Source organism: Rhizobacter sp. P3_C12 (assembly GCF_056402735.1).
In genome coordinates this window covers 1-12,197 of record NZ_JBFUGW010000060.1, presented here as the reverse complement: position 1 = coordinate 12,197, position 12,197 = coordinate 1, and the positions used below count along the sequence as shown (strand labels likewise).

General features: G+C 67.6%; 12 protein-coding genes. 6 read left to right on the top strand and 6 right to left on the bottom strand.

Features of this window, described 5'->3' with window-relative positions; all coding sequences use genetic code 11:
* Positions 1-14 precede the first annotated feature (14 nt).
* From AC1DXV_RS12250 to AC1DXV_RS12240, 3 genes are all read left to right on the top strand, one after another.
* A complete protein-coding gene (locus AC1DXV_RS12250) occupies positions 15-695 on the top strand; it encodes an OmpW/AlkL family protein (protein WP_477933767.1) in 681 nt (226 codons plus the stop codon).
* A gap of 112 nt (positions 696-807) precedes the next feature.
* Positions 808-2,853, top strand: a complete 2,046-nt coding sequence (locus tag AC1DXV_RS12245) for a hypothetical protein (RefSeq protein ID WP_477933765.1) — start codon at positions 808-810, stop codon at positions 2,851-2,853.
* A gap of 298 nt (positions 2,854-3,151) precedes the next feature.
* Positions 3,152-4,207, top strand: a complete 1,056-nt coding sequence (locus AC1DXV_RS12240; protein ID WP_477868330.1) for a hypothetical protein — start codon at positions 3,152-3,154, stop codon at positions 4,205-4,207.
* Here AC1DXV_RS12240 and AC1DXV_RS12235 read toward each other — a convergent pair.
* A complete protein-coding gene (locus tag AC1DXV_RS12235) occupies positions 4,191-5,732 on the bottom strand; it encodes a methyl-accepting chemotaxis protein (protein WP_477868329.1) in 1,542 nt (513 codons plus the stop codon). The two genes, AC1DXV_RS12240 and AC1DXV_RS12235, sit on opposite strands and share 17 nt — an antisense overlap.
* Positions 5,733-5,991: 259 nt before the next feature.
* On the opposite strand from AC1DXV_RS12235, the gene AC1DXV_RS12230 reads away from it, so the two are divergent.
* Positions 5,992-6,150, top strand: a complete 159-nt coding sequence (locus AC1DXV_RS12230) for a DUF3309 family protein (RefSeq protein ID WP_047587341.1) — start codon at positions 5,992-5,994, stop codon at positions 6,148-6,150.
* A gap of 8 nt (positions 6,151-6,158) precedes the next feature.
* Here the strand turns inward: AC1DXV_RS12230 and AC1DXV_RS12225 are convergent, their stop codons facing one another.
* From AC1DXV_RS12225 to AC1DXV_RS12205, 5 genes are all read right to left on the bottom strand, one after another.
* On the bottom strand, positions 6,159-6,728 hold the full coding sequence (locus tag AC1DXV_RS12225) for a DUF924 family protein (protein ID WP_477867807.1): 570 nt from the start codon (positions 6,726-6,728) through the stop codon (positions 6,159-6,161).
* Between the two features lies 1 nt (position 6,729).
* Positions 6,730-8,814, bottom strand: coding sequence for a prolyl oligopeptidase family serine peptidase (locus tag AC1DXV_RS12220; RefSeq protein ID WP_477933776.1), 2,085 nt, complete (start codon positions 8,812-8,814; stop codon positions 6,730-6,732).
* Positions 8,815-8,924: 110 nt separating this feature from the next.
* Positions 8,925-9,206, bottom strand: coding sequence for a GNAT family N-acetyltransferase (locus AC1DXV_RS12215; protein WP_465113160.1), 282 nt, complete (start codon positions 9,204-9,206; stop codon positions 8,925-8,927).
* Positions 9,207-9,295: 89 nt separating this feature from the next.
* A complete protein-coding gene (locus AC1DXV_RS12210; protein WP_477867803.1) occupies positions 9,296-9,853 on the bottom strand; it encodes a YaeQ family protein in 558 nt (185 codons plus the stop codon).
* A 79-nt stretch (positions 9,854-9,932) separates the two neighbouring features.
* Positions 9,933-11,084, bottom strand: a complete 1,152-nt coding sequence (locus AC1DXV_RS12205; protein WP_477867801.1) for a branched-chain amino acid ABC transporter substrate-binding protein — start codon at positions 11,082-11,084, stop codon at positions 9,933-9,935.
* A 180-nt stretch (positions 11,085-11,264) separates the two neighbouring features.
* Between AC1DXV_RS12205 and AC1DXV_RS12200 the strand changes: the two genes are divergently transcribed.
* Both AC1DXV_RS12200 and AC1DXV_RS12195 read left to right on the top strand, forming a co-directional pair.
* Positions 11,265-11,543: a hypothetical protein gene (locus tag AC1DXV_RS12200; RefSeq protein WP_477867799.1), complete on the top strand. Its 279-nt coding sequence runs from the start codon at positions 11,265-11,267 to the stop codon at positions 11,541-11,543.
* A 70-nt stretch (positions 11,544-11,613) separates the two neighbouring features.
* Positions 11,614-12,009 carry a COG4315 family predicted lipoprotein gene (locus tag AC1DXV_RS12195; protein WP_477867797.1) on the top strand — a complete coding sequence of 132 codons (396 nt, stop codon included), beginning with the start codon at positions 11,614-11,616 and terminating at the stop codon, positions 12,007-12,009.
* Positions 12,010-12,197 lie beyond the last annotated feature (188 nt).

Here is a 12,197-nt window from a genome sequence, read left to right as displayed (position 1 = left end):
AAGGAACAAGAACCATGAACAAGACATTCAAGTGCATCGCGCTGGCAGGCTGCGTGGCCGGCCTGTTCGCCAGCGGCGCGGCGAGCGCGCAATCCGCCGGCTCGTGGCTGGTGCGGGCCGGTGCGGTGCGCATCGACCCGAAGGTCGACAGCGGCGACCTGAGCGCGCCGGCCTTCCCCGGCACCAAGGCCGATGTCGACTCGAGCACCCAGTTCGGCGGCGGCATCACCTACATGTGGACCGACAACTTCGCGATCGACCTGCCGCTGTCGATGCCGTTCAAGCACGACATCAACGGTGACGGCGCGATCGCCGGCGTCGGCAAGATCGGCGAGACCAAGGCGCTGCCGATCACGCTGATGGGGCAGTACCGCTTCCTGGAAGCGAGCTCGCCGTTCCGCCCGTACGTGGGCGCCGGCATCACCTACGCGAAGTTCTACAAGGAGAAGGGCACCGCGACGCTGACCGGCCTGACCGGCGGATCGAGTGCCAACCCGACCACCTTGAAGGTCGATTCGAAGTTCGCCCCGACGATCCAGGTCGGCGCGAGCTACAGCTTCGACGAGCACTGGTTCGTCGATGCGACGGTGCTGAAGACTTTCCTGAAGACGACCACGACCTTGTCGACAGGGCAGACGCTCGACATCAAGCTGGACCCGCTGACCACGGCGGTGTTCGTCGGCTACCGCTTCTGATCGGAGCGGTGTCGTGCGAAGGCCCTGCCGCTGACCGCGGCAGGGCCTTTTTCATGGGGCATGCCGAATGCCGAAGCCGGAACCTTTGCGTCGAGTCCGGTCACCCAGTGCGATGCACAACACGACCCTTGCCTTGCAAGGCAGCGGCGGCACCTGCCCGCTGTCATCGATCCACCCGGGCACCCGGCTGCCACTCGACCCGGTGCCGTGGCAACGACAGGGGGTTGTTCGCGCGGCGCGGCAGGCGCGCACGAAGGCGCAGGCGACGCTGACAGCGACACCGACGTATGGGCAGATGGTGGGCGAGTGGTGGTCGGCGAGGGTGTCCGGCGCATGGCGATGGCTGACGGCACCCGGCACGGCGCAGCGGCAGCAGGGCCGGCACCAGGCGATGCTCGAGGCGATCCGCCGCGCTCAGCGCCAGGTGGGCGCGGTGCTGCACAACGGCGTCCTGCAGATCGGCCTGCCGGTGGCCGGCGCGGCAGAGGCCGGGTCGGTTTGCCCCGTCGTGTCCCCACGCATCCTCTTTCCCGAGACGCTCGACGACTTGCGCTGGCATGTCGACCCGGCACATTGGGTGATGGCGCCGAGCCCGTCGCTGGAACAGGCCGGAGACAGTTCGCTGTCCGGCGTGCTGGTCCTGGTCGCCGATGCCAATCACCACGACCCGCTTCTGCAGGATCGCATCCGGTCTGTCGTGCACGACCTCTGCCGCGTGCGCAGCGGCCCGGCGCGGGACATCCTCTTCGTCGAGGCCGACGAGAAAACATTGCAGCAGGCCTCGAACATCGCGTACGGCGTGGCGGCGGGTGCGGGAAGCAGTGTGGTTCTCGTCGATGTGGGGGCGGAGAGAAAGACCGACTCCGACCTGAGGGACCGGTTGCTCGGGGCGGTCATCGATCGCCTCGTCCACTGCATCGGTCGTGTGAGAGAGCTTCCGGGCGGCGAGGCATTGCAGTGGACGCCTCCACCGTCGTGGACCGAGGCCTCGCTGAGGGCGGTCGAGGCTGAAGTTCTCGGCAAGATCAAGGCGCGCTGGCCGCAGGTGATGGAAGGTGCCGAGTACGAGCGGCTGACGCAAGCCGTGTCGCAGGCCCTGAACAGCTTCGCGGGCGCAGTGGCAGCGAACAGCCATCAGCGCTCCGTGGACATGGCGGCGTTGATCGCACGCCAGATCTCGGCGGACCGGCGCGACGGTGTCGACAGGCGCTATGTCGCCCCGCTGGGCCTCGGGCACATCCGGGACGTCGTCGAAGCGCTGGCAGCGCACGGCGTGACCCGCCACGTGCTGCTGTTGCCGGCGGGATACCTCACGCCGCGAGCCGACCTCATCGAGGCTTCCAGGGAAAACACTTCAACGATGACGCCGGGGCATCTGACGATCGCCGAGCTTCGGCAAGCCGTGGCCGACGACTACAAGCTCATTCCCGGCCGCGGCCTCGGCAAGCACCGGTCCCTCGATGGCTTGATCGTGCTGATCGGCGAACATGGCCACCACACGCCCGATGCTGCGACACGGGCCGTCAAAAGCATCTGGCAGCCCGGCGACCTGCACTTCGTTGAACTGCCGGAGCCCTATCTGCGCAGCGGGCAGCTGGACCACCATTTGCGCGGGATTCCGGTCGTGCAAGCGGACGCGGATGGCGGATCGGTGGGCATGGATGACTTCGAGCTCGGGCTGCAAGTCGAGACCTCGATGGGCCAGGTGGCCAAGGCCCTGCGTGAACTGATCGGGCAACTGGTCCTCGGATTGGGCCCGGAAGCAGCTTCCCGCCACCAGACCCACGCCGTCGCGACTCTCGAGGAGCTGCGCCTGCAGAGGGACGGACTGCGGACCGAATACGAGAAACGCTTTTCCGGACGCAATCCTGGCGACGAACGGGTCCGCGTGCTGGCCGAGCAACTGCAACGCGAGGAACTCGCGCTGGAGAAGCTGATCGACGGGACCCTGCATCGTCGCTCTGATTACATGACCCGCATCATCCTGGGCCGCGTTCAGTCGGATCGCTCGACAGGCACGTCACCTCGCCGGGCCTACGTGGCCGTGCCGGGCGCCGCCCATCTGCAGCGGATGGCCGAGGTGTTGCAGAAAAGCGGTCATCCCTACGTCCTGCTTTGTCCCCGCGCCGTCAGCCACTTGATCGATGTCTGCCGCTGAGGTCACGCCGCCAGAGTCAAGCACTCTCTCGTGCTGTGCCACAAGCACTGGGACGGCAAGGGTGAAATCTGCGTCCAGGGGATGGAACCCGCGGCGCGGCGCGGCGACTCACCACGTCATGCAGCCTCCATCCTTCAACTCGACAGCAACGCATTGGCGCCAGTCGCCCGGATCCTTCGGCGCTGATGCCCCATGCCGAGGAACGCCGTGGACGGCACCGCCTGCAGGTTCCGGGCGTTCCAGGGCTTCCTCGGGGCCTCGCAGGCCCTTCGTCGACAAGGCCACCCGCCACAGACGCATGATCGAACGCATCAAGCGGCAGCAGGCCGCTGCCGGTGTGCGCGTCGCCGTGGTGGAGGCCGACACGGGTCTGGTGCCGCGGCTCTCGAACGGATGGCGGCAATTGCTCGCCACCCTCGATGCCTGGAACGATGCGCTGCATCCCTCCTGGACCCTGCTGCCTGTCGAGCAGGCTCGCCCCCAGGACGAGGTGTGCGCCACGAACGGCGATTGCGCAGACCGGCTGCCTGGGCACGCTGGCATCGATGAGTTGACGGGCTTCGTCGGTCAGGCGTTCACGCTTCGGCAAAGCCCTGCACTGGAGCGGCGGTCCGATCGATCCCTCGATGGCGTGGTGATCCTGGTCGGCGATCCCGACCACGACGACGCCGACGTCCAGAAGCAGATCGGCGACCTGGTCCGCTTCCTGTATCGAGGCGGGGACTTTCATTTCATCGAGTGCCCGCCCGAGCGGGTGCCGAAGAAGCGATCGATGTGGCGCGGCATCCATCCGCCGGGGAAGGGGCGCCCTGGCGGAACGATCGGCATGGACGACGCCGACCTGTCTGCGAAATCCGAGGGTTCCTCGAAGGCATTCACCGAGGCATCGCGTGAGCTGCTGCGCTGCCAGCTTGAACTTCTCGGTCATGACGAAACTCCGGACGGGCGTCCGTTGTCGGCGATGAGCCACCGTGAGCTGGGGGCCTTGAGCGCAGCGCTGGACGACGAGGTCGAGGAACGCGGGCTCCTGATGAAGCTCGCCCGCGACAGCGACTATGCGAAGCTCGTCGACGACTGGATCCGCGCGGGTTGGGCCTATCAGGAATCGGTGCGTCAGTACGCCGACCGCCGCTCCGTCAAGATGGCGCAGACGATCGCCTCGCACCTGCAGGCGGATCCGCGGATCGCTTCAAGCTTCAGCGCCGTCGCGACGGTGGGCGCCGGCCACCTCGACGCGATGGTCGCCGAGCTGCTGAAGCAGGGCATCACCGACTTCCTCGTGCTGTGCCATGCGCGCAGCCGCGATCACGGCCACGCCAAGGTCTGCGACGAGGCGTTCAAGCCGCCAGCTTGAACACCGCCACCGTGTTGACCAGGTCCTGCGCCTGGGCCTTCAGGCTCTCGGCCGCGGCCGCGCCCTGCTCGACCATCGCGGCGTTCTGCTGCGTCGTCGTGTCCATCTGCGTCACGGCCTCGCCGATCTGCGAGACGCCGGTGCTCTGCTCGCTGCTCGCGGTGCTGATCTCGCCGACGATGTCGGTCACGCGGCGGATCGAGTTCACCACGTCCTGCATGGTCGTGCCGGCGCGGTCCACCAGCACCGTGCCCTGCTCGACGCGCTCGACGCTGGTCGAGATCAGCGCCTTGATCTCCTTGGCCGCATCGGCGCTGCGCTGTGCCAGCGTGCGCACCTCGCCGGCCACCACGGCAAAGCCGCGGCCCTGCTCGCCGGCGCGCGCCGCTTCCACCGCGGCGTTCAGCGCCAGGATGTTGGTCTGGAACGCGATGCCGTCGATCACGCCGATGATGTCGACGATCTTCCTCGAGCTGTCGTTGATGCCCTTCATCGTGTCGACCACCTGGCCGACCACGTCGCCGCCCTGCGCCGCGACATCGCAGGCGTTCTGCGCCAGCACGTTGGCCTGGCGGGCGTTGTCGGCATTCATGCGCACCGTGCTCGACAACTGGTCCATCGCGGCGGCGGTCTGCTGCAGCGCGCTCGCCTGCTCCTCGGTGCGGCCGCTCAGGTCATTGTTGGCATGCGCGATCTCGGCCGATGCGGTGGCCACGCCTTCGGCATTGCGCCGCACGTCGCTCACCAGTTCCGACAACCGGTTGCGCATGCCGCCGAGTGCGCCCAGCAGCTGCGCGCATTCGTCGCGCCCCTCGGCATGGATGGGCTTCGACAGATCGCCGCCGGCGATCGCCTGCGCCGAATCGACCGCCTGGTGCAGCGGGCCCGTCATCGAGCGTGTCGCGAGCACCGCCAGCAGCAGGCCGGCCAGCACCGCGAACACCGCGCCGCCGGCCAGGATGCGCTGGCCGCTCACGGCCACCGCCATCGTCTGCGCCTGGCTCGCGGCCAGCTGCTCGTCCATGTACGCGTCGACAGCGGCCAGGCCCTTCAGGTACTCCTGCGCGAGCGGCTGCAGCTCCTTGTCGACCTGCCCTGCCACGTCGTCGCCGGCCTGCTTGCGCTTGAACAGCGCGCTGCGCGAGACGCGGTAGGCCTCGCGGCGCGTCGCCACGTCGGCCATCAGCTGCTTGCCGGTGCCGTCTTCCACCAGCTCGTCGAGCTTCTTCTGCATCTCGCTGATCGAGGTGGAGGTCGCGTCCATGTCGCGCTTCAGCGTCTCGATGTAGCCGGCATCGCTCGCCTTCAGCGAGGCGGCGGTGCGCACCCAGTTCAGGTTGATGTTGGCGGCCCAGCGCGCCGCCAGCGACTGGCGTTGCATCTCGGTGGTCGCCAGTGCCTGGCTGGCCGTCTTCAGCGTCTCCAGGCGCCACACGCCGATCGTCGACACGAGCGCGGTGATCGCGAGGATGAGCCCGAAGGCCATGCCCAGCCGCTGGCCGAGTTTGAGGTGATTGAGCTTCATGGAAGCGGCTTTCCGTCAGTTGAACAACAAGGCTTGCAGCCCCGCAGCGATCGTAAAAAGATGACGGATGTACCAATGCGGCGAATAGGTGCGTATTCTGCCATCAGTTCGCACCACGCTGGGGCCAGCGTGTAGGACAGCGGCGACAAACGGTGGCGCTGCCCGACTACAGCGGGATGCGTTTCCGGCCCGCTTGGGAAATCGGGCGCGGTCCTTACCGTGGAGGCCTCGAATCACTCACCAGAACAAGGGGCACCACATGACGCTCGGAACCATCCTGTTGATCGTCCTGATCCTGATCCTGGTCGGCGCGCTGCCGACCTGGCCGCACAGTCGCAGCTGGGGCTACGGCCCGAGCGGTGGGCTCGGGCTGGTCGTGATCATCCTGATCGTGCTGCTGCTGATGGGCAGGATCTAGAACGCAGGCTAGAAGCGCGACCCCGGCTGCTGCAGGAACAAGGCCTCCTCGGGAGAGGAAGCCCGCCCGAGGATCGCGTTGCGGTGCGGAAAGCGCCCGAAGCGCGCGATGACCTCGCGGTGCCTGTGCGCGTAGTCCAGCATGCCCTGCAGCACCGGGGCCTCCAGCGCGAGGCGGGTGAAGCGCGCCACCGCCTCGTCCTGGCAGGCCGGGTCTTCGGCATGCTCGAACGGCATGTAGGCGAAGGCACGCCGCAGCGGTGGCAGGCCCAGGTCGAGCCCGCTGTCGCACAGCGCCCGGGCGGCGGCCAGCGCCAGTGCATCGCCGGCAAACGAGCGCTCGCGGTCGCGGAACACGTTGCGCGTGAACTGGTCGAGCAGCAGGATGCGCGCCAGCGCCGCGTCGGCCGACGCCTGCCAATCGCGCAAGCCGCCGGCGAGCGCTTCGTCGATCAGCAGGCCGAAGCGCTCGGCGATCTCCTGGTCGGTCTGCGCGCTCTTCGTGAACCACAGCGCGCGCATCTCACCCGGCTCGGGCCCGAACCACCAGTCCAGCAGCTCGGTCGCGCGCGGGTCCATCTCAACGACCCAGCTGCTGCCACAGGTAGCTGTACTCCAGCGCCTGCAGGTGCGCGCGCTGCTCGTTGTCGGCCGCGCCGCCGTGGCCGCCCTCGATGTTCTCGTAGTACAGCAGTTCGTGCCCCTGCGACAGCATCAGCGCCGCCATCTTGCGGGCATGGGCCGGGTGCACCCGGTCGTCGCGCGTCGAGGTGGTGAACAGCACCTTCGGGTACTTCACGCCCTTGCGCACGTTCTGGTACGGGCTGTACTTCGAGATGAAGGCCCACTCGGCCGCGTCGTCGGGGTTGCCGTACTCGGCCATCCACGAGGCGCCCGCCAGCAGCGTGTGGAAGCGCCGCATGTCGAGCAGCGGCACCTGGCAGACCACCGCGTTGAAGAGGTCGGGGCGCTGCGTGAAGGTGGCGCCCACCAGCAGGCCGCCGTTGCTGCCGCCCATGATGCCGAGGTGGCGCGGCGCGGTGATCTTCTGCGCGACCAGGTCTTCGGCGACCGCGATGAAGTCGTCGTAGCTGTGCTGCTTGTTCGCCTTCACCGCGCTCTGGTGCCAGGCCGGGCCGAACTCGCCGCCGCCGCGGATGTTGGCCACCACCAGCACGCCGCCGCGCTGGTACCAGGCGCGGCCGAAGCTGCCCGAGTACCACGGCTTCAGCGAGATCTCGAAGCCGCCGTAGCCGTACAGCAGCGTCGGGTTGCTGCCGTCGGCCTTCGCGCCCTGCGGCCAGACCACGAAGTAGGGCACGCGGGTGCCGTCCTTCGAGGTCGCGAAGCGCTGCTCGGCGCGCATGCCCTTCGAATCGAACAGGCCCTTGCGCGATTTCAGCAGCTCGCGGTCGTCGTTCGCGGTGCTCGCGAGGTACAGCGAATCGGGCGTCAGGAAATCGGTGTACGTCAGCAGGTAGCGCTCGGCCAGCGGGTCGTTCTTGATCAGCGGGTCATGCAGGCTGCTGATGCCCAGCGCGCCGGGGAAGGGCGCGGCGATCTCGCGTCGCGTGAAGCCATCCGCCCCCTTGTGCCACTGCTCCAGCTTGCCGGCCACGTTGTCGAGCACGTTCAGCAGCACGTGGTCGCGCGTGGTGGTGTAGCCCGACAGCGAGCGGGTGGGCGTCGGCGTGAACAGCGCGCGCAGCTTGCGCTCGCCGCGCAGGTACGCGGCCGCGTCGCCGTAGACCAATGAGCCGCTCGCGAATTTCTCGGCACCGGCCTGGAAATCGCTGCGCAGGTGCAGCAGGATGGTGTCGCGCAGGAAGCCCACCGATGCGTCGTCCGGCACGTCGAGCTTGACGAGCTTGTCGCCGCTCAGCAGGAACTGGTGGCTGTTGTAGAAGTCGAGCGCGCGGCTGAAGACGATGCGCTCGAAGCCCGGCGTGCGGTCGACGCTGACGCTCACCGCCACGTCCTTGGCCTCGCCCTCGAACACCGTGACGGCCTCCGCCAGCGGCGTGCCGCGCTTCCAGCGCTTGACGATGYGCGGGTAGCCCGAATCGGTGAGGGAGCCGGGGCCGAAATCGGTGCCGACGTAGATCGTGTTCTCGTCCAGCCAGTCGACCTCGGACTTGGCCTCGGGCAGCGTGAAGCCGTCCTTGACGAACTGCTTCGTGACGGCGTCGAACTCGCGCACCACCTTCGCATCGGCCCCGCCGCGCGACAGCGAGACCAGGCAGCGCCGGTAGTCCGGGCCGAGCACGGCGGCGCCGCCCCAGACCCAGTTCTCCTTCTCGGCGGCGCCGAGCGCGTCGAGGTCGATCACCGTGTCCCAGGCCGGTTCGGCCTTGCGGTACTCGGTGAGCGTGGTGCGCCGCCACAGGCCGCGCTTGTGGTTCTCGTCCTGCCACAGGTTGTAGAGCCAGTCGCCGCGGCGCGAGACGGCCGGAATGCGGTCCTTCGCGTTCAGCACCTCGAGCAGCTGGCTGCGGGTGGGCGCGAACTCGGGGCGCGCGGTCAGCTCCTTCTGCGATGCGGCGTTGCGCTCGCGCACCCAGGCGAGGGCGCGTTCGCCCTGCACCTCTTCGAGCCAGGCGAACGGATCGGCAGCGGCGCCGGTGGCGGCTGATGCAGCAGCGGAGGAGGCAGGGGTTTGCGACATGGCAGGCGTGGCGGTCAGGCCCAGCAGGGGAGTGGCAACGGCGCCGACGGTGCCTGCGAGCAGGCGGCGGCGGGTGGCGGAGATGCGGGACGAAATGGGGAACGTCAAGTTCATGCCCTCAGGAACGAGGTTTCCGGATGGCGCTCCATGTAGGCGCGCACGTACGAACACTGCGGATCGATCTTCAGGTTCTCGGTCATCGCGTGGTCGAAGGCGGCCTCGACCAGCTCGCCGGCGATGCCGCGGCCTTGCAGCGCCGGCGGCACCTCGGTGTGCGTCATCTGCATGACGTCGCCGGCGAGCCGGTAGTCGGCCACGCAGAGCTGGCCATCGACGGTGGCTTCGAAGCGCTGCTGCGCCGGGTTGTGGGTGACGAGCACGGGTTGGCTCATGGTCGGGTCTCCTCCAACGGCGAACTGATGATCAGCCGGAGTCTGCCAGCACCCGAGCGGTTTTTTCCACCGGATTCACGCTGAGGGCCTCAGGCCTCGGGAGTCAGCCGCTGCGGCGTCACCTCGATGCTGCGCGTGCCGTCGCCGACCCAGACGGTGCCGTCCTGCACCGTCACCTGCAGCTGCATCGTGCGCTGCGCGAGCGCGGCCAGCGCCTGGCTCTGCTCGGCCGGCACCTGCCAGACGGCGAGGTTGCGCGCCCGGGTGACCTTGTTCGCGATGCCGGCCCACCAGATCGGCGTGCTGTGGCTGAAGCTGTACACCGTGACGCGCTCGGCACGCGGGCTCGCCTTCATCAGGCGCTTGTCGTCGGGCTGGCCGACCTCGAGCCACTGCATGATCTGGCCGGTCAGGTCCTTCTGCCAGAGGTCGGGCTCGTCGGTGTCCCACAGGCTTTTCGCGAATTCGAGCGCGCCGTTGTCGTTGTCGGCCGGCACGTTCAGTGCGAACGCGAGCAGCCGCATCATCATCCGCTCGTCGGTCTCCGACGGGTGGCGGGCGATCGTCACGCCGTGGTCGCCATAGACATTGCGGTCCATGTCGGCCAGCTGGATCGTGGCCTTGTAGATGGTGGCTTTCAATGCCATGGCGGGGTGCGAGCTTTCCAGAAAAGCAAAAGGGGCCTGGATTAGACCAGACCCCTTTCAGGACGAAGCTTCGGAAGGCTTACCAGCGGTCCGAGCGCATCAGCGGTTCCCACTGGCCGTCGCGGCGGCGGTACACCGTGATCGCGCCGTAGGCCTGTTCGCCGTCGGCGGTGAAGCGCATCGAGCTGGTCACCGGCGACACCGGGTCGATGGTGTGCAGCTTCTCGCGCAGCTTGACCGAGTCGACGCTGTCGGCACGGCGCATCGCATCGGCGAGCACGTACATCGCGTCATAGGCGTAGTGGGCGGCCCACACCGGATCGGCCTTGAAGACGGTCTGGAACTTCTTCAGGAAGGTCTGGCCGGCCGCGAACTCGCGCGGCTCCAGCGCGCTGGAGGTGACGTACAGCGTGGTCACGTCGTTCGGCGCCTTGGCGAGCTTTTCGGTCTTCGACGAGTTGGTCGACAGCACCGGCACGCCCGACAGGCCGGCGGCCTTCATCTGCTCGAACAGCGGCAGCAGCTGGTTGTCGCGCAGCACGGCCACCAGCACGTCGGGCGGCGTGGCCTTGACCTTGGCGACGAAGGCGGCGAAGTCGGTGGTCTTGTTGCTGACCGACTCGTTCATCGTGACCTTCTTCTTGAGCTTGCCGAGCGCCTCGCTCACGTCCTTGCTCATCGGGCGGCCGAAGGCGGTGTCCTCGAAGATGATCGCGACGTTGGTCGCGTTCAGGCTCTCGGCGACGTAGCCGCCGATCGCCTTGGCCTGCAGGCCGTCGTTGGCGACCAGCCGGAAGGTGTTGCCGTCGCCCTGCTTGGCCAGGTCGACCGCCGACGAGGTGTACAGCTGCGGGATGTTGGCGGCCTTGTAGATCGGGATCGTGACCTCGGAGATGTCCGAGCTCAGGTGCCCGATCACCGCGGTGACCTTCTGGTCGACCAGTTCCTGCGCGACCTTCTTGGCGGTTTCCTTGTCGGCCTTGTCGTCAACGGCGACGATCTCGATCTTCACGGCCTTGCCGGCCACCTTGAAGCCCGCGGCATTCAGCTCGTCGGCGGCCATCTTGACGCCATTCAGCAGATCCTGGCCCCGCGCGGCCGACGGGCCGGACAGCGGCTGCGCCACGCCGATCTTGATGCTGGGCGGGACACTCGGTCCGCAAGCCGCCAGCAGGACGAGGGAGGCGGCAGCCACGACCGATGACAGCCGGGCGGGACGGAAAATGCGCATGCGGGGTTCTCCAGAGATGTAATCAAACGTCATCGAACGGTGCGACGACGTGGACGAAGCGGTGACAAGTTGTCTCAGTGGAAATGTATCTGCATCGACGCCCAACGCAAGGCAGGTACTCACTGCCAAATGGCCGCAGGGGTGACAATTCGCACATCGCCGCGCATTCGAGTTTGAGAAATGACACAGAAGAAGTTCGACCTGGCCAAGAACCTGGCCCTGAAGATCAACAACCAGATGAAGTCGGGCGGGGTGCCCGGACGCTTCGGCCAGGAGGCGGCGGTGCCGGTCGACAAGCGCGAGCAGCGCCGCCGCGATGCGGCCGCGGGGCTGGTGCCGTTCGCCTGCAAGCTGCCGTCGGAGCTGGCGCAGCAGCTCAACGAGCGGGCGGCGGTGCATGAGGGCGGCATGACCGGGCTGCTGGTCGAGGTGCTGGGCAAGGCGCTGAAGAAGAAATAGATCGCCCGGTTTGCAATAGGGACGCCCTTCCGGGCGTACACAGGGGATCCTCACACCCATGGAGACCCTGATGATGAAGACCAAGACCCTCGTTCCGCTGCTTGGCGCGCTGCTGCTGGCCGCCTGTTCGACGATGTCGTCGATGATGGGCGCCCCGGCGCCTGCGAAGACCGCCGATGGCGCGCTGGTGGGCGCTGCCAACGGCATGACGCTCTACACCTTCGACCGCGACATGGCCGGCGCCGGCAAGAGCGTCTGCAACGGCCCGTGCGCGACCAACTGGCCGCCGCTGATGGCCGACGATGCCGCGAAGGCGAACGGCGACTGGAGCGTCGTGACCCGCGACGACGGCAAGAAGCAATGGGCCTTCAAGGGCAAGCCGCTGTACTTCTGGGCCAAGGACATGAAGCCGGGCGAGAAGACCGGTGACGGCTTCAACGGCGTGTGGCACACCGCCACGCCCTGAGTTTCTGTTCGTTGTGTTGGCGCGGAAGGCGCGGGCGGGGAGTCTGGGGCTCGCCGGTCGGTGCAGTCATTGCCCCTGGCGGGGCAATGACTGCCCTCCGCTGACTGGTTTCATGGCCCGTCGCCCAAACTCCCGCCACTCACTTCGTTCGTTGTGGTCAAACAGTGGGCGACAGTCAGTGCACGAAG

Bases quoted from the DNA above. Each gene is read 5' to 3' on its own strand.
- AC1DXV_RS12250 (WP_477933767.1), top strand. From the start codon at position 15: ATGAACAAGACATTCAAGTGCATCGCGCTGGCAGGCTGCGTGGCCGGC.
- AC1DXV_RS12245 (WP_477933765.1), top strand. From the start codon at position 808: ATGCACAACACGACCCTTGCCTTGCAAGGCAGCGGCGGCACCTGCCCG.
- AC1DXV_RS12240 (WP_477868330.1), top strand. From the start codon at position 3,152: ATGATCGAACGCATCAAGCGGCAGCAGGCCGCTGCCGGTGTGCGCGTC.
- AC1DXV_RS12235 (WP_477868329.1), bottom strand. From the start codon at position 5,732: ATGAAGCTCAATCACCTCAAACTCGGCCAGCGGCTGGGCATGGCCTTC.
- AC1DXV_RS12230 (WP_047587341.1), top strand. From the start codon at position 5,992: ATGACGCTCGGAACCATCCTGTTGATCGTCCTGATCCTGATCCTGGTC.
- AC1DXV_RS12225 (WP_477867807.1), bottom strand. From the start codon at position 6,728: ATGGACCCGCGCGCGACCGAGCTGCTGGACTGGTGGTTCGGGCCCGAG.
- AC1DXV_RS12215 (WP_465113160.1), bottom strand. From the start codon at position 9,206: ATGAGCCAACCCGTGCTCGTCACCCACAACCCGGCGCAGCAGCGCTTC.
- AC1DXV_RS12210 (WP_477867803.1), bottom strand. From the start codon at position 9,853: ATGGCATTGAAAGCCACCATCTACAAGGCCACGATCCAGCTGGCCGAC.
- AC1DXV_RS12205 (WP_477867801.1), bottom strand. From the start codon at position 11,084: ATGCGCATTTTCCGTCCCGCCCGGCTGTCATCGGTCGTGGCTGCCGCC.
- AC1DXV_RS12200 (WP_477867799.1), top strand. From the start codon at position 11,265: ATGACACAGAAGAAGTTCGACCTGGCCAAGAACCTGGCCCTGAAGATC.
- AC1DXV_RS12195 (WP_477867797.1), top strand. From the start codon at position 11,614: ATGATGAAGACCAAGACCCTCGTTCCGCTGCTTGGCGCGCTGCTGCTG.